We start from the raw sequence: 21,688 nt of genomic DNA on the forward strand, positions 1-21,688 counted from the left end.
ATATGAAGAATTTAGAACACTGGTTCATTTGCTTAGATCTTTCAAAGATGGATGATATCCTTATCGGGTATGCCAAGTTTTTGACCTCTGTCATAAAACCCAAAACGATCTCTTTTCTTCACGTCATCGAATCCGGTTCGGTTGCTGAGGAAATGGTAGAACTGTTTCCCGACCTTGAAAACACGGATGATTTTGAGGATGTAATAAGAGGAGAGCTCTCTAAAAAGATCGATAAGGAGTTTGATAGTGATACTGTTGAAACCCGCCTGATACTGAAAAAAGGCCGACCGACCGATCAGATCATTGAACTGATGAAGGCCATGGATCCTGATCTTTTAATGATGGGTAAAAAGACCGGTTATGTTGGTGAAGGTGTGATCGCCCGCAGAATTGTGAAATATGTACCCGCTTCCATATTGTTTGTACCTGAAAACAGTCGCTACGCTATGGATACCATCCTTGCACCGGTTGATTTTTCCGAACAATCGGCAAACGCGGTTTCCCTGTCACGGGATCTTGTTAAAGAAAACAATGGTAAGGTTCGGGCTCAGCATATCTTTAAATATCCCTCTCATTTCTTCCCATACATGCCCTCAGATGAGGAAAAGAAAAAGATCAGAGAACACATCGAGGAACAAAAGACAAACTTCATCGATGAATTTGATATTTCTGAGGAAGTAAATTTTACGCTAACACTGCATAAAGAAGGACGCTTAGCCGATGAGGTTTATGATGAAGCTGTTAGAAATCAGGCAGATCTTATTGTTGTTGGAGCCAAATCCACCAAAAAGATCACCAGTATACTGCGGGATGATTTCACCGATAAGATGACCTATTACTCATTCGGGATCCCATTACTCATAGTTAAGAATAAGGAACGCCATCAGAAATTCCTTAAGTCGTTGTTTGATTAAAAGAACAGATATTGACCGGTTAGGTTGAAGCAGGTGGGGCAGATAATTAGACTGAAGTTTAATAATCGTCATTATCCTTAGAATATCGTATCTTCACACCGGAAAATTCAAACATATAATAATTACGTTCTATGCAGTTTCTACCTTTATTTTTGATGGGTCAGCCCGGTGATGAAAGCGCCGGTATCATAAACCTGGTCTTCCTTGGTGCTATTTTTCTGGTTTTCTATTTCTTCATCATCCGTCCGCAAAGTAAGCGTCAAAAAGAGATCAAACAGATGGTCGAGGAAATGAAAAAGGGAGACAAAATTGTTACCTCTTCCGGGATCATTGGTATTCTCGATAAGATCGAGGAAAATGAAGTGTTGGTTGACGTTGACAGCGGTACCAAGATCCGCATGCTCAAGTCAGCGATCACCGATGTAAACCCAAATAAGAAGGATAAGTAAAATAGCTCTCAGCTTTTTACACTCCCTTTTAACATCGCCTTCATCAAGAAATAGATTTTATTCAGCATGAGTCAGGAGTTTACATTCAATACCATCCCGGAAGCCATAGAAGACATCAAAAATGGCAAGATCGTCATAGTGGTGGATGATGAGGACCGGGAAAATGAAGGCGATTTTCTCATGGCCGCTGAAATGGTGACCAACGACGCTATCAACCTGATGGTCACCCATGGCCGCGGATTAGTTTGCGCCCCTATAACCAAAGATAAAGCGGATAAGCTGAAGCTGAAGCACATGGTTCAGGAAGGCGCTGATCCTGATGAGGCCAACTTCACCATCTCAATCGACCATAAACGACTTACCACTACAGGTATCTCGGCCGCAGACCGGGCGAATACCATACGGGAGCTGGCCAGCGATGATTCTAAACCCGTCGATTTCAGACGTCCCGGCCACGTATTTCCCCTGCTTGCAGTAGAAGGCGGCGTACTCCGTCGTGCAGGACATACCGAAGCTGCCATTGACCTGGCACGACTTGCAGGGTTGAAACCTGTAGGAATCATCTGCGAGATCATGAAGGAAGATGGGGAAATGGCACGCGTGCCTGAACTCATCCAGATGGCTGAAGAATTTGAGATGAAGATCATTACCATCAAGGATCTCATTGCTTACCGAAATGAAAATGAGACCCTGGTCCATGAGGTAATGGATGTGAACCTGCCGACTATGTATGGCGATTTCAGCCTTAGGGCATTTAAAGAAAAACTGACCGGCGATATCCACCTTGCCCTTACCAAGGGGACATGGAGTAAGGAAGAACCGGTATTGACCCGTGTTCACTCTTCTGACCTTATCGGCGATATTTTCGGTGCACGAAATAAGGACACCAGCGAGCAACTTCACCAGGCCATGCTTCAAGTGGAGCGAGAAGGTCAGGGCGTGGTACTTTACATGAACCGCAATCAACGTGGTTCGGTATTGGTCAATCAGCTTAAAACCCTGAAAGCCCTTCAGAAAGGAAAGCTTGAGAGTAACGAGGAAGATATCTCGCCAAGAGGGGATGCAAGAGATTATGGGGTGGGGGCTCAGATCCTGCGCTCACTCGGTATTCGCAAACTGCGTCTCATGACCAACAATCCGGTTAAGCGAATCGGTATTAAAAGTTTTGGGTTGGAGATCGTGGATCAGGTACCGATAAGTCCTAATTTTGACTTTTCAGCACAAAAGTATCCTATAGAGGGTGAAGAGAATAGTTAGATCCTGACCCTCACTTTAACCCTCGATATGGCGCTCCGCTCTGGGAGGTTACTCCTCCAATTTTCAAACAATCACCTAAAAATTCCTGCTGTTAGGGGTACCACAATCTTAAAGTTTTGAAGCAGAGCTTCAGGGTTGCATAAATATCAGATCCTGCTTCGGTTTTCACAGAATTTCCATTTAACCCTCGTTGCGGCGCTCCGCTCCGCAATGCCCCTGGGAGGCTCCGCCTCCATATTTGCGGCAATTGATTTACAAATCTTTTTTTTTAATAATGCTGGGGGAGTAAGGTAAATACTGCTGTATGAGGCAGAGCCTCGAGATAGCGTTCCGCAGCAGAGCTACGGAACGAGTATTAAAGAGATCACCTATCCCTTATTCACTTTTCCCCGGAAATATCCTGAGATAACTGACCACCTTCCAATCCAGTATCAGTCTCGGATTCAACTCCTGTAGCCTCACCATCCCCCTCGTTATTTATAAGAAATCGCTTGTTAAACAGGATCAGCAGTATGATGGAGCAGGAGATTGCAATATCAGCCACATTGAAGATATAGGGAAAAACCGTCCAGTCATTTATTTGTAGGGAAAAGTAAATAAAATCGACTACGTGGCCATCCAGTACACCGCCATAATCCATGATGAGTGCCATAAATAAGCGGTCTGCAATATTACCGAAGGCTCCACCGATGATCAACCCCATACACACAAGATATCCAATGCCGGCTTGTTCTATATTTTTCAGGATATAGATCAGGATCCCGGTTACGGCAAGTATAGCCACAACACTGACAACAGGAGTCGATAGAAAATCGATACCCAAAGCCATTCCCGGGTTCTTGGTAAAGTAGAACTGCAACCAGCCATCGATCAGAACTTTATTCTGTAGTTCCGGTGTGGTCCGGACCAGCCACTTTGTAAACTGGTCGATACCCAGCACAAAAATGGCCGGTACAATAAGAGCGGTTAATTTTTGTCGGTTCAAACCGGTTTTCTTATCTGCGTTTCAATTTGGCATCAATACTCAGTTGAGTATGAGGAACCGCTTCAAGTCGCCCTTTGGAGATCTTTTTGCCGGTCACCTTACACACACCGTAAGTCTTGTTATCGATCCTTTTTAAAGCATCATCCAGGTACTTGATGAATTTCTTGGTCCGATTAAAAAGCATATAGGTCTTTTCACGTTCCTGTGCATCTGTACCGGCATCAGCCATATGATAAGAATATGCTGATTCGTCAGAAGCATTTTCCATACTTTCGCGAAGCGTACGCTGCAAAGCATTTACTTCTTCTTCTGCATCTTCCATCTTCTTAATGATGATACCGCGAAAATATTCCAGCTCTTCATCACTGTATGGAGATACTCTTTCGTCTTTCTTTGATTCGTTTGTAGCCATAGCCGCGTGGTTATGAATTAATATTTCTTCTGATGGAGATGGTGCACTCTTCCTCTCCAATGTCCCAGGTTTTTGTGAAATCTGAGACGTCCAGTTCTTTAATTTGAAGTTCTTCAGCCAATGTTTCCTTCTTAATATAATCACTCATGGAAACAACAGCTTCTTTAATCGTATCAGATCCCGTAAATCCAATGGCAATTCGGTCAGTTACCTCAAAATTTGCCTCTTTACGCATGTTTTGCACACGATTTACAAACTCTCTGGCAATACCTTCCTGAATTAGTTCTTCACTCAGGGCTGTATCTACAGCCACGCTGAGGCCTTTTTCCGTTTCAACGGTCCATCCTTCAAGACCTGTTCGTACGATCTCAAGCCCCTCAGAGTCGATACGAATGGTCTCATCATCGATCTCAAGATCGATCCAGCCATTTTTCTCAAATTCTGTGATCTCCTCTGTGGTCAACTGATTAACTTTGGCTGCCACAGCTTTCATCTTCGGACCTAAGCGCTTACCCAATACCGGATAATTTGGCTTGGCTGATTTCTCTACAATTCCCGAGTCATCATCCACAAACTGAATGTCTTTAACATTCACTTCTTCAAGGATGATATCCCGAACAGATTCTATGGCCTGTCGTTCACTTTCATCTTTGATAGGTAGAATAATACGTCCAAGTGGCTGTCGTACATTCATCTCGATCTGATTACGAACGCGTAACACAATATAGGAAATCAGGCGGGCCATCTCCATCTTATGTTCAAGAGCTTTATTGATGGCAGTCTCTTCCACTGTTGGAAAAAATGCCAGGTGCACCGATTCCTCATCATGCCCGGTCACTTCATTCAATTTTTGATACAACCACTCACCAACAAATGGAGCAATAGGACTGATCAGTTTACTTAGATTCAGTAAACATTCGTATAGGGTCTGATACGCCGCAGTTTTATCTAATGTACTGCCTTCTTTCCAGAAACGGCGCCGGTTTCTGCGCACATACCAGTTACTCAGTTCTTCCACGAAATTCTCAAGCTCACGAGCCGCTTTGGTAGGCTCATAATCCTCAAGATATTCTTCAACCAATTTAACTGTTGTGTTAAGCCGTGAAATAACCCACTTATCGATCTCAGGGCGATCAGCTATAGGAATAGCCGTACCTGAAAAAGTAAATCCGTCAATATTCGCATACATCGCAAAGAACGAATAGGTATTAACTATGGTGTTGAAGAACTTACGCTGTACTTCCTTAAGTCCATCATGACTGAATTTGAGGTTTTCCCACGGAGAGGAATTACTCATCATGTACCAGCGTACGGTATCTGCTCCAAATTCCTGAATGACCTCAAACGGATCTACAGAATTACCTTTGGACTTACTCATTTTCTCACCGTTCTCATCCAGCACCAGTCCGTTTGAGACCACATTTTTGTATGCCTCCTCATTGAATAGCATAGTGCCCAATGCATGCAGAGTATAGAACCATCCACGGGTTTGATCCACGCCTTCTGCAATAAAATCTGCCGGGTAGTTCACCTGAAAATCATGGTCATTATCAAACGGGTAGTGCCACTGTGCGAATGGCATAGCACCGGAATCGAACCAAACATCCAAAAGATCCGGAATTCTTCTCATGGTTCCGCCATCAGGGGCTTCCCAGGTGATATCATCAATGTAAGGGCGGTGCAGATCGATCTCAGCATCTTCGCCCAACCCTGCTTTTTCTCTCAATTTGGCGATACTACCAATGCATTCAAAGTATTCAGGATCCTTATCACTTACCCAGATCGGGATCGGTGTTCCCCAATATCTTTGACGAGAAACAGCCCAGTCAACGTTATTTTCAAGCCAGGTTCCGAACCGTCCTGTACCTGTACTTTCCGGCTTCCAGTTGATCTTTTTATTCAACTCTACCATACGGTCCTTGACCTTAGTGGTCTCTATGAACCAGGATTCTACCGGGTACGACATCAACGGGGTTCCCTTTCTCCAATCAAATGGATAATTGTGAACCATAGTCTCATGCTTATACATCAAACCTTTATCCTTGATGGCACGGGCAATATCCTTATCTGCTTCCTTGAACCATTGGCCCTTAAATTCAGGAGCCAGGTCTGTGAACTTTCCGTCCCGGTCAATAGGGTTGAACATCGGGATATTATTTTTCTGGCAGGAATCATAATCATCAGCACCAAAAGCAGGGGCCGTATGTACGATACCGGTACCGTCTTCAGTAGTCACATAATCGGCAGGTATCACTTTCCAGGCCTCATGCTTCTCAAACTGCTGGGAAGCAAAATCGAAAACGGGTTGATAAGTTTTACCGATCAGAGCTGTTCCCTTGAACTCTTCCTGAATGATATAATCTTCACCCAATACTTCTTCAACGCAGTCTTTGGCCATAATAAACGTCTCATCATAATGACCAACTTTTACGTAATCCAGGCTAGGATTAACCGCTAATGCCATATTTGAAACGATGGTCCAAGGCGTAGTGGTCCATGCCAGATAGTAAGTATCATCGGCATCATCAGACTTAAATTTCACAAAAATGGAAGGGTCCTGAGTTTCCTTATACCCTAGGCTTACCTCATGTGAAGATAAAACGGTTCCACTGCCCGGTGAATACCACTGGATCTTGTAACCTTTATATACAAGGCCTTTTTTATAAAGCTTATTGAAGGCCCACCAAACGGACTCAATATAATTATTCTCAAAAGTTACATAAGGGTCATCCTGATCAACCCAATACCCCATTCTGGAGGTCAGGTCATCCCACAGATCTTTATACTTCAATACACTCTTACGACACTCAGCATTGTATTTATCAATACCATATTCCTCAACCTGAGCTCTTCCCTCAAGTCCCAATGCCTTTTCAACTTCGATCTCTACCGGAAGGCCATGAGTATCCCACCCGGCTTTCCGCTCAACACGAAACCCCTTGAGGGTTTTATACCGGCAGAACATGTCTTTGACAGTCCTTGCCATAACGTGGTGGATACCCGGTTTTCCGTTTGCTGTGGGTGGACCTTCATAGAAGGTAAAAGGTATACCATCCTCACGGGTCTTCACACTTTTGTTAAAGATCTTGTGTTCCTTCCACCAATTCAGAATCTCTACTTCTGATTTAGGGAAGCTTAATTGTTTAACTTCTTTGAATTTTTTTGCCATAAAAAACTTTATTCCGGCGAATCATTTTAAGCCTCAAATATACAAAATATGATTGAAAAGCTTGTAGTTACTTCTATGAAAAATATCCGGAACTCATCCAGTGGCAGATACCCTTATTAAATATGACTGCTAATTTTATAACCCTTAACTTTTGAGCAGTTTTCATTTACTAACCTATTTTGATAAATAATGAGACCAATTACTCAAGATAATCCATTTAAAATTGTATTCGTCTGCCTTGGCAATATCTGCAGGAGCCCTACTGCTGAAGGCATTTTTCTTCATAAAGTGAAAGAAAAAAGCCTTGAAAACTATTTTTATATCGATTCAGCCGGAACAGCAGCCTACCATGTTGGAGAATCCGCAAACAGTAAAAGTCAGGCTACCGCTAACAAACGAGGCATCCACCTGCCTTCTAAAGCACGTAAATTTGACTATGCCGACCTTGAAGAGTTTGATCTGATCCTTGCCATGGATTCTGAGAATTATCGAAACATCCTGGACCTGGATACTAAGGATAAGTATGGGTCTAAAGTAAAAATGATGCGTCATTTTGACCCTGAAGGCAATATGAAGGATGTCCCTGATCCTTATTATGGTGGTATGGATGGCTTTGAAAATGTTTTCAATGTCCTTGAACGAAGCACCGAATATCTTTTGAATGAATTAGCCGAACATATAGAAGACTGATCATGTTTCCCGATCCCATTGCCATAAAAATTCAAGAACATTTTAAAACAGGCATTTCTGAGGTCAAAGCTGTTCATGGAGGAGACATCAATCAGGGTGGTCGGATCACCTTAGAAAATGGATCCAACTATTTTATTAAATGGAATATGAATTCTGATCCTTCCATGTTTGATAAAGAAGCCAAAGGTCTCAAAATACTTTCTGAGGCAGGTACAGATATTGTCATTCCCAATGTTCACCATTATGGGAATAACTTTTTGATTTTGGACTGGATCCAGGAAGGAACTGAAAACCACCGATCTTCCTATGATTTTGGCAGACAATTGGCCCTTTTACACAAGAATACAAACGATCATTTTGGTCTCGATCATGATAACTTCATAGGCAAACTTCACCAATCCAATCACAAGCATTCCAATTGGGCTGACTTTTTCGCTATTGAACGGTTGGAACCTCAAATTCAACTGGCTGTTGAAAATGATAAAATAGAACGTTCCTTATTCAGGTCGGTCCAAAAACTTTACGGCAAGCTAGGTCAGATCTTTCCACGTGAAAAGCCCGCTCTCTTACATGGCGACCTCTGGAGTGGCAATTATATGTACGTAAGAGAGGGGAAAACATCTATATATGACCCTGCGGTTTATTATGGACACAGGGAAATGGATATTAGCATGACCCGGCTTTTTGGCGGTTTTTCAGAAGAGTTCTATAAGGGCTATGAAGACACATACCCTTTAGAACATGGATATGAAGAGAGAATAAAACTATGCAACCTTTACCCCATACTTGTCCACGCCAACCTGTTTGGGGGTAGTTACTCCCGGCAGGCTGAACAGATCATCCGACATTATGCCTGACTTACCTTACAAAAAAATAATTTCCCTGGTACCTAGCCTTACGGAGCTTTTGGTAGACCTGGGACTTGAAAAGCAACTTGTTGGGCGCACCCGTTTTTGCGTTCATCCTGCAGATGCTGTTAATGATATCGAGATCATCGGTGGCACCAAAAACCCCAATATTGAAAAGATAATCGATATTGGACCAGACCTGGTAATTGCAAATAAGGAAGAGAACAGAAAAGAAGATGTTCAAATACTCAAATCCATAGCCGAAGTATTAGTCACTGATATTGGATCGGTTGAAGACGCTTTGGTTGAGATCAGTAGAATTGGAAAGACAACAGGTCGGACTGAATCCGCTGAAAACATCATTTCAGAAATAACCACTGCCATTAGTGAACGGCCAGGTACCCAACCTTTAAAAACTGCTTATTTTATATGGAAAGACCCCTGGATGTCAGTCGGCCAGGATACGTATATCCATGACGTAATGAATAAGTATGGTATGATTAATGTGTTTAGTGACCAAAAAAGGTACCCCACTACCGATCTGAAAAAACTCTCATTGCTATCACCTGAACTTATCTTACTGAGTAGTGAACCCTATCCTTTTAAGGAAAAACATATCAAAGAGATCAAAGACCATTGCCCTGATTCTACTGTCAAACTGGTGAATGGTGAATGGTTCAGCTGGTATGGATCCAGAATGCTTCCAGCTTTTAAAGCCCTGAATGAATGGGTGACCGACTCCTGATCTTACGAAGATCCATTTCATTTTCAATTTATTAATTACTGATAAATAACCACTTAAAAGTTACCTCAAAAAAGATATTCTATACCTGCATTGCTTTTATTAAAAAACTCTAATATATTAAGATTAGAAAATTTTAATACTAAAGGCTTGTTATGGGACTGTTAAAAAAAGTCATGATTGTTGAGGACGACCCGCTTCTTTCTGTTGTAGAGCAGAAGATGGTAGAACGTCTTGGGTATGACGTTATCGGTAAGGCAGCCAGCGGTGAAGAAACCCTGGAAAAAATCCAGGAACTTAATCCTGAGATCTTACTTATAGATGTACAGTTAGCCGGTCAACTGAATGGAATTCAAACCGTCAAAATGATCCGGGAAAAATTTATGGACATTCCGGTGATATTTTTATCCGGCGATCGATCTCCATCGGTTCTCAAAAATGCCCAAAGCACAGATTATATTGACTTTCTTTTGAAACCGATCACGGTGCAGGAATTATCAATCCCATTGAACAAAGCCTCTGAATCAGCAAACGTGGCTCAAAACGCCGCTTAAAAAGAACTTTCTTTATTAAATACCCATAACTCCCACAAATCAGTTTGACCGCTGTTTTGTGATTATCCGGGCCCGCTGTTAACGCAGCGGGCTTTTTTTTATTCATTCATGAGTAACCAATATTCTTCCAACCTGTCTTCCCTTCAAGGTTCTCTCCACTTCTTCCTGCACCTTTTCAAGAGGTGTCGTTTTTATGAATCGGTTTGGCAGCTTCGACACATCTATCTTTGAAATAGAATCCCAGATCTTTAGTCTCATTGGCATTTTACAGATCGCGGAATCGATGCCAAGCAAACTTACACCGCGTAAAATGAATGGATAGATATTTGTATTCAATTCATGGCCAAGAATATTTCCACAACAGGCAATAGCCCCATCATGATTGGCCTGCCGGATCACAGCATCCAACATAGAGCCTCCAACTGTTTCAATGGCTCCATTCCATTTTCTACTTAACATCAAACTATTTCCAACATTCGTCACCTGATCTCTGTTTATGACTTCCTTTGCGCCCAATTCTTTCAAAAATGATTCCTCATCCATTTTTCCGGTCGCGGCCACAACATCATAACCCAGTTCAGATAAGAATAAAACAGCCAGTGAACCGACCCCTCCGGTTGCGCCGGTCACCAATACTTTTCCGCCATCAGGTTCAACCAATTCGCGTTGTAATCTTTTAACGCCATACATAGCTGTAAAACCGGCCGTACCATAGTACATAGCTGTCACTAACCTGAGTCCTTTTGGTAACGATACAACCCAGTCAGGTGGGACTGAGATATACTCACCAAAACCACCTGATGTATTGGAGCCAAGATCTCTCCCCGTAACTATTACCTTGTCACCTGTACTAAAAGATCCAGAGCTATCTTCCACCACAACTCCCGATGCATCAATACCCGGAATATGAGGGTAGGTTCTGGTTACTCCTTTATTTCCACTGGCAGAAAGCGCATCCTTGTAATTCAAAGAGGAATATTTCACCTTTATTAAGACCTCGTGCTTCGGCAGAAACGAAAATGGAACCTGCCTGACCTCTGATCTGAATTTTCCTTCTTCTGTTTCCTTTACATAAAATGCTTTGAATGTATCAGTACTCATTTCAGGATCTTCCTTATCCATTTTAGTTTTCCTTTGTAGGGTGCATATCTGAATGGCACATCAAGCCATGTAGGCTTGCGCATAATACTCTTTGTATGAGAAAAAGTGTCAAAACTGGATTTACCATGATAAACACCCATACCACTTTTGCCTACTCCACCAAAAGGAAGGTGCCGGTTACCCAAATGTGCAACCACATCATTCACGGCTCCGCCTCCAAAAGAACACTCCTTTAATACCAGCCTTTCTGTGGTTTTGTTTTCGGTAAATAAATAAAGAGCTAGTGGTTTTGGGTTGGAATTCACCTTATGAATGGCATCAGAGACACTCTCGAATTCTAAGACCGGCAATATGGGCCCGAAGATCTCTTCCTCCATTACCGTTGCCTTCCTGTTGAGATTTGTCAGAACAGTTGGCTCAAGGTAGCACTCTTCTTCGTCATACCTGCCGCCTGAATAAATATCACCATCTTCCAGGTATGATAGTAATCTCCGGAAATGGTCTTTATTTATGATGCGCGCATAATCCGGGCTGAGTTTGGGATTCACACCATAAAATTCAGAAATCGTTTTTTTAATTTCCTGCAACAGCTCAGCTTTTACACTGCTGTGAACGAGCACATAATCGGGAGCCACACAGGTTTGGCCTGCATTAATAAATTTTCCCCATACAATTCGTTTGGCCGCTGTTTTGACCCTGGCCGTTCCATCCACAATACAAGGACTCTTACCGCCAAGCTCCAGAGTTAACGGAGTAAGGTGTTTCGAAGCGGCTTCCATTACGATCTTACCGACCCGAGTACTGCCGGTAAAGAAAATATAATCGAAATCCTGGGCCAGCAGGTCCTGATTGACTTCAACTCCGCCTTCGACCACCGCAACAAACTCTTCCTTAAACCAGGCTTCCGTAATTTTCTTTAGAACGGATGAGGTATTTGGCGATAATTCCGACGGCTTGATAATAACTGTATTTCCGGCAGCTATTGCCCCTACCATAGGTAACAAAGCCAGCTGAATCGGGTAATTCCATGGTGCTATGATCAGCACAGTACCATAGGGTTCTGCCAAAGTATAGTTAAATGAGGGAAAGTTGATCAATGTACCCGGCACTCTTTTCGGCTTAACCCACTTTCGTAATTTCTTAATGGTATATGAGATCTCGTCATGAAGGATACCGATCTCAGTGGCATAAGCCTCCAGTTCCGGTTTCTTGAAATCCTGATATAAGGCAGACATGAGTTCTTCCTCATGTTCGGTCAGGATCTTCTTCAATGTTTCCAGCTGGTGGACCCGAAAAGAAAGAGACCTGGTTGCCCCGGACCTGAAATAGGTTTGTTGTTTCTCAAGTAGATCTTTTGCACTCATTTCGAATCAGTTCCTCTGCCTTTGAATGTATCCATAGATCGGTAAACACCGATCAATTTCCCGGCCACAAAGTTATAAACCTTAGCAGGCAATATTCCTTTTATAAAGGGAGTCAACTTTACCATGAAAGGCTCTCTGAGCCTGTCTTTATCGCTTTCAACCGCCCTTAAGATCTTATCTGTGATCTTATCGGGATCAAGTAGTGGCATTAACAAAGGAGCTGTTACCCCTTCAAACATTCCGGTATTGATATAACTTGGCATCACTGTTAACACTTTTACAGGATGACCGTTTTTCACCATCTCCAGATTCAATGACTCCGACCACCCCACAGCAGCCCATTTACTACCTGCATAAACTGTCATCCCAGGATTAGGAGTTAACCCGGCGGCAGACGCTATGTTGATAATATGGCCAAAACCATTTTCGATCATAGAGGGTAAAAAAGCTTTTGCCATATACATCAGTCCCAAACTATTTACGTCCATGGTTTTTTTGATGCTTTCCACGGAATGTTCCGTGAATTTTTTACCGGCCACGATACCGGCATTATTGAACAAGACATCCACCCGACCGTGTTCGTTCAGAGATTTTTCAGCACCTTTCAGAACACTTTCATGATCACTAACATCTATTAGCTCGGTAGATACGGCATATCCCTCAGAGGTAAGCTCATCTGATACCCGGGCAAGACCCTCCGCGTTTACATCCCAAATAATTAATTTTTCAGCACCTCGGCTAAGCACCTTTCGTCCCATCATCAACCCAATTCCACTGGCACCGCCGGTTATTAAAACTATTTTATTTTCAAAAGAGGACATATAAAAATCTTATATTTAAAATTGGAAAATAAACAATTTCTGAACGCGAATTTTTCGGAACAATACGGTGTTCAGGGTAACCAAAAATCAGATAATAAGTCTAGTAATTATACAAATGAAAAAATTATTAACACTATTCACCCTAGCTATTTTGGCAGTTTCCTGCCAACAGGCACCTAAGCAAGTTTCCCTGGAATGGGAAGAAGTGGCAAATTTGCCCCTTGAGATCTCTAACAACGCCGTTGCCTCTGCAACCGTTGACGGTATTCCATATATCTATACTTTTTCAGGACTGGAAAAAGGAAAAACATTCAATGACGTAAGTGATTTCGCTGCCCGATATAATGCAGAGGAAAATATCTGGGAGGAGATCCCCGGTGTTCCTGACAAAATTGGCAGGCTGGGAAGTACTGCTGAAACCGTAAATGGTAAAATCTACCTCTTTGGTGGTTATACTGTAGCTGAAGATGGTTCAGAAACCTCCACCTCAGAAGTTTTCGAATACGATCCAGTTGCAAATACCTATGAGCGGGTAGCCGATATGTTGCTTCCTGTTGAGGATGCTGTATCCCTTGTTTATCAGGACCGTTACATTTACCTGGTGAGCGGATGGAATTACACCAATAACGTGTCCAACGTCCAGGTATACGATACCGAAACCAACTCGTGGGAACATGCCACACCTTATCCGGGGCCTCCGGTATTCGGCCACGCAGGCGGTCTGATCGGTAATACTATGGTATTAGCTGATGGTGTTCAGTCTATTGTAGATGATGGTGAACAGATTTTTAAAATGTCACCCGGCAGTATCAAAGGGGAGATCGATAGTGACGACCACACCACCATCAACTGGACTCGCATTAAAACCCATCCGGGTGAAGCCCGTTACAGAATGGCATCCATGGGTGTAAAGTCCCCGGTTGAAATGATCGTTTTTGTAGGGGGAACAACCAATCCATACAACTATAATGGTATTGGTTATAATTTACGTCCTGCCAACCCGGCAAGTGAGGTATTTGCATACCGACTTGACACTCAGGAATGGGTTGTATTGGGAAATCAGCCAACACCTACCATGGACCACCGTAGTATGGGGAAAGCTAATAATGAATATTACATTGTTGGCGGTATGACTAAGGATCAGGCTGTAACAAATAAGGTTCAAAAGTTTTCTGTTCAGCTTTCACCGGCAAACTAAGCCAAATATATTTTAGACATAAAAGCGAAAGGCCAAACCGCCTTTCGCTTTTTTTATTTTGTACATTATCTTCAAACAGATAATTTAAAATTCAACAAAAAATCCTTTCAGATGAAGTCCATTCCAATCACTGCAATACTGATCTCTATATTGGCATTTGGGTGCTCAAGTACCCCTGAACAAAATGCTGCAAACTCCATAAACAGGGATTCATTGCTTCGGCATATCGAAACCCTATCCAGCGATGAATATTTAGGAAGGGCTACCGGAACTGCCGGTGAACAAATGACCGTGGACTATCTGGTAAATCAATTTAAAGAAATGGGCGCTACTCCCGGCGCTGATGACGGCAGTTATGTACAGGAATTCCCTCTTTTGGGGCAAAAGACTTCCAATGCTGAAATGTCGGTTTCGACAAATGGACGAACCCCATTTAATGTAGAATATTTTAATGAATTCATGGCCTGGCCTGCAAATCAGGCAGAACAGATCGAAGTTCAAAATGCTGAATTGGTCTACGTGGGTTATGGCATTCAGGCTCCTGAGGAAGATTGGGATGACTTTAAGGGAACAGACGTTGAAGGCAAGATCATTGTAGTGAAAAATAATGACCCCGAATATGATCCTGATCTTTTTGCGGGTAAAACAAGACTTTATTACGGCCGGTACGATTACAAGTACGAAAAGGCTAAAGAACTTGGAGCATTAGGAGCCATCATCATTCATACTGATGAAACAGCCGGATATGGATGGAACGTTGTTTCCAATGGTTGGAGCCGTGAGCGATTTTATCTGAAGGGAGAAGAAGATGCATCAGCCTCAGCAACCAAATTCAATGGCTGGATGACCTATCAAGCGTCTCAGCTGTTGTTTGAAGAAGCCGGATTAAACCTAAATGAATTAATGGAAGCTGCAGACAGTCCGGATTTTGAACCGGTTCCTTTGAGTGGAATTCGCATGAATGTAAGCATGGATGCTGACTATCGTGAGATCATGGGAAAGAACGTGATTGCAGAAATTAAGGGCAGTGATGAACAACTGAATGATGAATATCTGGTGTTGACCGCTCACCATGATCACTTGGGTATCACAACACCGATAGAGGCTGATTCCATTAATAATGGTGCGTCAGACAACGCTGCGGGAGTCAGCGCTTTAGTTGAAATGATGGAGTCTTATAAATCCATCCAAAGTGAGATCAAAAGAAGTGTTTTAGCTGTTGTGGTTGGCGCTGAGGAAGTTGGCCTTTTAGGCTCACAATACTGGGCTGAACATCCAACCGTAGAACCCGGCAAAGTTACCGCCAACATCAACCTGGACGGAATGAATGTATATGGCCAAACAAAGGATATCGTTGTTGTCGGGTACGGACGTTCCTCTCTTAGTGACCTGTTGGTCGAAGAAGCGCAAAAACAAGGACGAACTGTAAAACCTGATCAGCATCCGGAACGCGGCTATTTTTACCGATCTGATCATTTTAATATGGCTAAAGTAGGAATACCGGCCATTTTTCCTAACCCTGGAAGGGAGTTCGTAGGTAAACCTGATAATTACATTACTACCATTGACAGTGTTTCTGATGCCAACTATCATACTGTAAATGATGAGATCAATGAATATTGGGACCTTGCCGGAGCCGAGGTTGATACCCGATTATTTTTCCTGACCGGCTTCAGAGCCCTGAATGCCGAAAATATGCAAAGCTGGAAATCCGGTGATGAGTTCGAGGCAACCAGGTTGAGAATGCTCGAGCGAATAGAGTGATCAAATTAAAACAATAATTTTCTAAAGGATGCTGAAATAAATTCAGCATCCTTTTTTTATTTGGCCTTATCTATACCATACCCAACTCATTGAACTTCACTGCGGCAGAATGAGTTATACATACACAACGAATTAATCAAACACCATGAATATTGAAATTTGGTCGGATGTAGCTTGCCCTTTTTGTTATATCGGTAAAGCACATCTTGAAAAAGCTCTAAAGCAATTACCGGAAACTACAGTAAATATCACGTGGAAAAGCTTTGAGCTCGACCCAAATGCACCTGTTGAGCCTAAATCTGATATTTATGATACATTAGCCACCAAATACGGCAAAAACCGGGATTGGGCTATACAAATGAATAAGAATATGACCCAAATGGCTGAAAAAGCCGGACTTAATTTCAATATGGACGAAGTCAAACCCACTAATACCTTCAATGCTCACAGGATGATCCATTTTGCAGAAAGCAAAGGTCTTCAGCATGAGATGAAAGAACGCCTTTTGAAAGCGTATTTCACTGAAGGAAGAAATGTAGGCGACCTTACAACTTTGGCTGAATTGGCGAGTGATATCGGTTTAGATAAGAATGAGACAATGAAAATTCTAAATCAAAAACAGTTTACTGATGAGGTGGTTGAGGATGTTGAACGCGCACACAAGATCGGAGTTCAGGGGGTTCCCTTTTTTCTGATCAACAATAAATATGGCCTATCCGGTGCACAGCCTGTTGAAGTATTTGTTGAGGCACTGGATAAGATTCAGAAAGAATCCTGATCACATTTACCAATTTTAAAGCCCATGTTTTTGGCAATAAGGTCTTTTTGAAATAGATTTTCAATCTAACTTTAACAACCAACTGACACATTATGCGAAATTTAATTTTTGCGTTACTGATCACAGCTCTTTTTTCAGCATGTAGTTCTCAAGGCAATAATGAGAGTTACTTTGTTACTAAATTGGGGGATGATACCCTTGCTGTGGAACAATTTTTAGAAACTGATTCAGGAATGGCTGCTACAGTGATCCTTCGGAGCCCTGAAACCAGGTTTTCAAAATATACTCTTGAACTGGATGAAACGGGAGGGATCACCCAAATGCAACGAACTGACTACCCGCCAAGCGTTGGATTTTCAGGTGAAGGAGCTTTAACCCAGTCTATTGTGAGGCAAGGTGACAGCCTGAATGTACAGTTCTATGGTGAGGATGAAGCCCGAGCTTATATGGCACCTTATGAACCCGGTGTATTGCCATTTATTGACATGGTCCACTGGCCCTTTGAACTGGCATTCAATTCAGCCGTAGCAACCGGACAGGATACGGTAAATCAACCCTTGCTAAGCGGTAATAGGATCTCAAATTTCATTATTGCTGACATCGAGGGTGATTCAATGACCATAAGACATCCATTCAGAGGTGTTATGGGAGTTAATGTGACTCCGGAAGGAAACATCAAGCATCTTGATGCCGGGTTGACCACGCGTAAGTTAAAAGTCGATCGTGTTAATTCTGTTGATATGAATGCTCTTGCAGATCGCTATGCCCAAAACCCGATCGGTGAACTTTCAGGTGCTGTAAGTGCCGAATATATCATTGGTGATTCCAACTTCCGTGTTGATTATGGATCTCCTCAAAAACGAGGGCGTGAATTGTTCGGTGGTATTGTACCCTATGGTGAACGCTGGAGAACCGGAGCAAACAGAGCAACTCATTTTTATACTTCCAGTGATATTCAGATCGGTGACCTTGATATACCTTCAGGTGAATACACGATATTTACCATACCGGAAAAAGATGGTGGCACTATGATCATTAACAGTGAGACCGGTCAAAACGGTAATTCCTATGATGAAAACCAGGATTTTGGCAGGGTACCGATGCAGGTTGAACAAACCGATCAGATGACGGAAGCCTTCACGATCACTGTTGAAGAAACAGATGAAGGAGGAAGGTTGAACCTGATCTGGGGCAATACCGTCTACTATGTTGATTTCAGCATCAACTGATCTACACAACAAATTAAATTAGATACAATAAAGGCGCTTTTCAGCGCCTTTTTTATTTACGGTTCATGAATTTCTCAACCCTAGAGATGTGCTTTTCATCAACCCACAGATCAGAGAACGGCTTTATCTCTGCTTTTAATGATTCTTCCCTGTGTGCAGAAAGGCGTCTTGAGCCTTCTTTTAAAACCCGTATGAAATCTCTGTCGTTTTTGGTGAGTCTCTCTACCCATTCCAGGGTCTCTTTTTCAAGTGTTTCTCCACCTAAGATATTTTCGATCAAACCGTGAGCTAATACTGTTTCTGCATCAGTGACCACAGATTTTCCCAGCCACTCAAGTGCTTTTGCACGACCCACCTTTTCAACAAGCCTGGTAAGTCCGCCCCATCCGGGCACCAGATAAAATCGTCCCTGAGTGAATCCGAACCTTGCCTCAGGTACTGAAACCCGGAAATCAAAAGCCAGCATTAACTCTATGCCACCACCATAGGCGTCCCCATTTACACAGGCAATGGTCCAACACGGCAGTTGCTCTATCCTAAACAATAAATTCTGCATCCGTTCGGATTTTGCAACAGCTTCTTCTTTCGATTTGATTGTATGAAATTTTTTAAGATCTCCACCGGACACGAAGGAATCCGAGCCTTCCCCACTAAGAATAAAGACCCGGACCTGCTTATCTTCTTCCAATTGCCCGACCAAAACCTCAAGTTCGTGCATGACATCAAAGTCAATGGCATTACGGGCTTTTGGGCGGTCGATCTTTGCCCACATTATATGATCAGTGACTCTTTTTTGAGTCAGAACTTTTCTATTCAATGAATTATAGCTTGAATGGTTGTTTGGAATTGACCTCAAGCCAGTCCAGGTAATCTTCGTTTCCTTCGTCTTCAGTGATAGTAAGAGATATCACACAGGGGACATCGAAGCTGTGCATTTCTTTTATACGTCGTGTGACCTTTCTGACCCTGGAGTAATGTGTCTTAACGATAAGAATGCATTCAGCATCTTCCTGAATCTCGTCTTTCCATTTATAAATGGAATTCATCCCATCAATTATATTAACACAAGCAGCGAGATTTTCCTCAATGAGATTACGCCCAATTTTTCGGGCTTCCTTTTTGTCGGTAGTAGTAACGTAAAGCAGGCGTAGGTTTCTATACATAGTGGTTCAAAATTCAAACATTCATTTCCCAATTTCCACTTCTTTTTTATACTGATATAAGGCAATTTATTTACAATTTGTTTGAATTCAGAATATGAAAGCCTTATCTTTGCAAGCTCTGAATTTTGCGAGAGTGGCGGAATTGGTAGACGCGCTAGATTTAGGATCTAGTATCTTAACCGATGTGGGGGTTCGAGTCCCCCCTCTCGTACTTCCTTCCTAATTTTAATTGAAATCCTGTTCATTTACTGAATAAAATAAATAAAGCGGAGATCACGTGGATATTTCTGTAGAAGAGCTCACATCTGTCGATAAAGAAGTAACCCTGAAAGCAAAAAGAGATGACCTTCAGGAAGATTTCGACAAAGCCTATAAAAAGTATAAAGACCAAATTCAGCTACCTGGCTTTCGTCCGGGAAAAGTTCCAATGGGGATGATCAAAAAGCGTTTTGGCAAAGAGATCGAACAAGAAGAGATCAGTAACATTGTTCAGAAGATCTTTGAGAAAGAGGTCGTGCCTGAGTATGAGCCGATCGGTGAAACTGAAATGATAGACTTCTCATGGGAAAATGATGAACTTGAAGTGAAGTTCAAGATCGGTTCCAAGCCTGAGATCGAAATTAAAGATCTTTTAAAGATCAAAGTGAACCGGATGGTCCATGACGTGACCGATGATGAAGTTGAGGAAGAAATTGAGCGTACGCTTGAGCGGGAAGGAAACTGGGAAGATGTTGATGAGGCCGCCACTGATGATTCCAAACTGATCGTTGATGTTGAAACACTTGATGAAGAAGGGAATCCTGTTGAAGGGGATGTTGATGAAGGACAAGAGATCGACCTTCGTAAGGATGGAGCCGCTGAATTCAGAAAAGAACTTTCCGGTAAAAAACCCGGGGATGTTGTTGATATGGAGCTGGGAGAGGGAGATGAGAAAGACCGGTTCCGCGTAACCATCAAGAAAGTACAAAAACTGACCAAAGCAGAGCTTAATGATGAGCTTATCGACAGCCAGAGCAATGGTGAAGCTGAAGGTGAGGAGCAGTTCAAAAGCTATATCAAGAGTCGTATGCAGGAGTATTATGACCAGACTGCAGATGACCTCTTCAAGAATGATGTTGCCGATGCCCTTGTTGAAGCACATGAGTTCGAAGTTCCGGAAACATTTGTTGCTCAGATACAAGGTTCCTATGTTGACCAATTGAAACAACAGCAAGGTGGTCAGTTACCTGAAAACTTTGATGCAGAACAATATAAAGCCGGAATGAAAGATCGCGCCGTTCGCGAGGCCAAGTGGTCATTCATCAGTCAAAAACTGCAAGAAACATTTGAAGATATCGAAATAAAACCCGAAGATATCGACGAACATCTGGCAGTGGAAGCAGCGCGTTACGGAATGCCTGCCGACCAGCTGAAGCAATATTATGCACAGCAGCCACAGATGCTTGAACAACTGCGAAGCAGTATTCGGGAAAACAAAGTCTTCGACATCTTGCAAGACAAGGTGAAGATCAACGAAATGGGCAAAGACGAATATCGCGAACAGCAGGAAAAGAAAGACAAAAAGAATAAATAACCTATACATCGGATAACATGATTACCAATCAACCGCTTTTCGAAGACCCGAATTTAGACTCTGTTCAACCTATTCAAAACAACCTGGTACCTATGGTTGTTGAGACCACAAGTCGTGGTGAAAGGGCCTACGATATCTATTCCAGGCTTCTCAAGGACCGCATTGTGATCCTTGGTACTCCTGTAAATGACGCGGTTGCAAGCTCCATCATGGCTCAGCTTCTCTTTTTGGAAAGTGAAGATCCTGAAAAAGATATTCAGTTTTATATAAACAGTCCGGGTGGTGTGGTTTCTGCCGGCCTGGCAATTTATGACACCATGCAACACATCAAATGTGATGTGGCAACTACCTGCATGGGAATGGCCGCCAGTATGGGAGCTGTACTGCTTACGGCAGGCACTAAGGGCAAACGCAGTGTGCTGCCGCATGCCCGGGTAATGATCCACCAGCCATTAGGTGGTACTCAGGGTCAGGCAAGTGACATTGAGATCGAAGCAAGGGAGATCATTCGCGTTAAGAAAGAACTTAGCCAGATCCTAGCAGACCACAGTGGGCAAACTGTTGAACAGATCATGAAAGATTCTGACAGAAATAACTGGATGACCGCTCAGGAAGCTGTTGACTACGGATTAGTCGACAACCTGATCGCCAAATCCAGCAAAAATTCCAAATAACCG

At 42.7% G+C, this 21,688-nt stretch carries 21 protein-coding genes and 1 tRNA gene; 14 read left to right on the forward strand and 8 right to left on the reverse strand.

The annotated features are described in order from the left end of the window. Positions 1-2: 2 nt before the first annotated feature. The 3 genes from AC13FX_RS03505 (at position 3) to ribB (ending at position 2,620) form a co-directional block, all read left to right on the forward strand. Positions 3-914 (forward strand): universal stress protein, encoded by a 912-nt coding sequence (locus tag AC13FX_RS03505; protein ID WP_482879076.1) that lies wholly within the window; start codon positions 3-5, stop codon positions 912-914. Between the two features lie 131 nt (positions 915-1,045). After that, positions 1,046-1,363 (forward strand): preprotein translocase subunit YajC, encoded by a 318-nt coding sequence (yajC, locus tag AC13FX_RS03510; RefSeq protein WP_482879077.1) that lies wholly within the window; start codon positions 1,046-1,048, stop codon positions 1,361-1,363. Between the two features lie 66 nt (positions 1,364-1,429). Then, entirely contained in the window at positions 1,430-2,620 is a 1,191-nt protein-coding gene (gene ribB, locus AC13FX_RS03515; RefSeq protein ID WP_482879078.1) for a 3,4-dihydroxy-2-butanone-4-phosphate synthase, read from the forward strand. Positions 2,621-2,999: 379 nt separating this feature from the next. Here the strand turns inward: ribB and AC13FX_RS03520 are convergent, their stop codons facing one another. The 3 genes from AC13FX_RS03520 to ileS are packed head-to-tail and all read right to left on the reverse strand — an operon-like array spanning position 3,000 to position 7,186. Further along, positions 3,000-3,605, reverse strand: coding sequence for a signal peptidase II (locus AC13FX_RS03520; protein ID WP_482879079.1), 606 nt, complete (start codon positions 3,603-3,605; stop codon positions 3,000-3,002). Positions 3,606-3,615: 10 nt separating this feature from the next. Then, positions 3,616-4,017: a TraR/DksA family transcriptional regulator gene (locus AC13FX_RS03525; protein ID WP_482879080.1), complete on the reverse strand. Its 402-nt coding sequence runs from the start codon at positions 4,015-4,017 to the stop codon at positions 3,616-3,618. 10 nt (positions 4,018-4,027) lie between these two features. Continuing rightward, positions 4,028-7,186 (reverse strand): isoleucine--tRNA ligase, encoded by a 3,159-nt coding sequence (ileS, locus tag AC13FX_RS03530; RefSeq protein ID WP_482879081.1) that lies wholly within the window; start codon positions 7,184-7,186, stop codon positions 4,028-4,030. 189 nt (positions 7,187-7,375) lie between these two features. Here ileS and AC13FX_RS03535 point away from each other — a divergent pair, with 189 nt between their 5' ends. The 4 genes from AC13FX_RS03535 to AC13FX_RS03550 all read left to right on the forward strand — a co-directional run bounded on the left by AC13FX_RS03535 (position 7,376) and on the right by AC13FX_RS03550 (position 10,020). Next, positions 7,376-7,876, forward strand: coding sequence for a low molecular weight protein-tyrosine-phosphatase (locus AC13FX_RS03535; RefSeq protein ID WP_482879082.1), 501 nt, complete (start codon positions 7,376-7,378; stop codon positions 7,874-7,876). Between the two features lie 2 nt (positions 7,877-7,878). Beyond that, the gene (locus AC13FX_RS03540; protein WP_482879083.1) at positions 7,879-8,733 is read left to right on the forward strand and encodes a fructosamine kinase family protein; all 855 of its coding nucleotides are present in this window, start codon (positions 7,879-7,881) and stop codon (positions 8,731-8,733) included. Further along, positions 8,726-9,469 carry a helical backbone metal receptor gene (locus AC13FX_RS03545; RefSeq protein WP_482879084.1) on the forward strand — a complete coding sequence of 248 codons (744 nt, stop codon included), beginning with the start codon at positions 8,726-8,728 and terminating at the stop codon, positions 9,467-9,469. The genes AC13FX_RS03540 and AC13FX_RS03545 overlap by 8 nt, the downstream gene beginning before the upstream one ends. A 152-nt stretch (positions 9,470-9,621) precedes the next feature. Continuing rightward, on the forward strand, positions 9,622-10,020 hold the full coding sequence (locus tag AC13FX_RS03550; RefSeq protein ID WP_482879085.1) for a response regulator: 399 nt from the start codon (positions 9,622-9,624) through the stop codon (positions 10,018-10,020). Positions 10,021-10,122: 102 nt separating this feature from the next. Here the strand turns inward: AC13FX_RS03550 and AC13FX_RS03555 are convergent, their stop codons facing one another. The 3 genes from AC13FX_RS03555 to AC13FX_RS03565 are packed head-to-tail and all read right to left on the reverse strand — an operon-like array spanning position 10,123 to position 13,306. Further along, the gene (locus AC13FX_RS03555) at positions 10,123-11,121 is read right to left on the reverse strand and encodes a YhdH/YhfP family quinone oxidoreductase (RefSeq protein WP_482879369.1); all 999 of its coding nucleotides are present in this window, start codon (positions 11,119-11,121) and stop codon (positions 10,123-10,125) included. Then, positions 11,118-12,485 (reverse strand): aldehyde dehydrogenase, encoded by a 1,368-nt coding sequence (locus AC13FX_RS03560; RefSeq protein WP_482879086.1) that lies wholly within the window; start codon positions 12,483-12,485, stop codon positions 11,118-11,120. The genes AC13FX_RS03555 and AC13FX_RS03560 overlap by 4 nt, the downstream gene beginning before the upstream one ends. Continuing rightward, positions 12,482-13,306 (reverse strand): SDR family oxidoreductase, encoded by an 825-nt coding sequence (locus tag AC13FX_RS03565; protein WP_482879087.1) that lies wholly within the window; start codon positions 13,304-13,306, stop codon positions 12,482-12,484. Before AC13FX_RS03565 ends, AC13FX_RS03560 begins: the two co-directional genes overlap by 4 nt. A 115-nt stretch (positions 13,307-13,421) precedes the next feature. On the opposite strand from AC13FX_RS03565, the gene AC13FX_RS03570 reads away from it, so the two are divergent. From AC13FX_RS03570 to AC13FX_RS03585, 4 genes are all read left to right on the forward strand, one after another. Beyond that, positions 13,422-14,504, forward strand: coding sequence for a Kelch repeat-containing protein (locus tag AC13FX_RS03570; protein WP_482879088.1), 1,083 nt, complete (start codon positions 13,422-13,424; stop codon positions 14,502-14,504). A 111-nt stretch (positions 14,505-14,615) separates the two neighbouring features. Further along, entirely contained in the window at positions 14,616-16,268 is a 1,653-nt protein-coding gene (locus tag AC13FX_RS03575; protein WP_482879089.1) for a M28 family peptidase, read from the forward strand. Between the two features lie 145 nt (positions 16,269-16,413). Further along, positions 16,414-17,046, forward strand: a complete 633-nt coding sequence (locus AC13FX_RS03580; RefSeq protein ID WP_482879090.1) for a DsbA family oxidoreductase — start codon at positions 16,414-16,416, stop codon at positions 17,044-17,046. 92 nt (positions 17,047-17,138) lie between these two features. Then, a complete protein-coding gene (locus AC13FX_RS03585; protein WP_482879091.1) occupies positions 17,139-18,275 on the forward strand; it encodes a DUF2911 domain-containing protein in 1,137 nt (378 codons plus the stop codon). Between the two features lie 52 nt (positions 18,276-18,327). Here AC13FX_RS03585 and AC13FX_RS03590 read toward each other — a convergent pair whose 3' ends face one another. Both AC13FX_RS03590 and cutA read right to left on the reverse strand, forming a co-directional pair. Then, positions 18,328-19,092: an enoyl-CoA hydratase/isomerase family protein gene (locus AC13FX_RS03590; RefSeq protein WP_482879092.1), complete on the reverse strand. Its 765-nt coding sequence runs from the start codon at positions 19,090-19,092 to the stop codon at positions 18,328-18,330. A 4-nt stretch (positions 19,093-19,096) separates the two neighbouring features. Continuing rightward, positions 19,097-19,438, reverse strand: a complete 342-nt coding sequence (gene cutA / locus AC13FX_RS03595) for a divalent-cation tolerance protein CutA (RefSeq protein ID WP_482879093.1) — start codon at positions 19,436-19,438, stop codon at positions 19,097-19,099. Positions 19,439-19,565: 127 nt separating this feature from the next. On the opposite strand from cutA, the gene AC13FX_RS03600 reads away from it, so the two are divergent. The 3 genes from AC13FX_RS03600 (at position 19,566) to clpP (ending at position 21,685) form a co-directional block, all read left to right on the forward strand. Beyond that, positions 19,566-19,649 (forward strand) — tRNA-Leu (locus tag AC13FX_RS03600). Positions 19,650-19,715: 66 nt separating this feature from the next. Further along, positions 19,716-21,011, forward strand: coding sequence for a trigger factor (gene tig, locus AC13FX_RS03605; protein ID WP_482879094.1), 1,296 nt, complete (start codon positions 19,716-19,718; stop codon positions 21,009-21,011). Positions 21,012-21,028: 17 nt separating this feature from the next. Continuing rightward, a complete protein-coding gene (gene clpP / locus AC13FX_RS03610) occupies positions 21,029-21,685 on the forward strand; it encodes an ATP-dependent Clp endopeptidase proteolytic subunit ClpP (protein WP_482879095.1) in 657 nt (218 codons plus the stop codon). Positions 21,686-21,688: the final 3 nt, after the last annotated feature.

Source organism: Gracilimonas sp. B-17 (assembly GCF_056857935.1).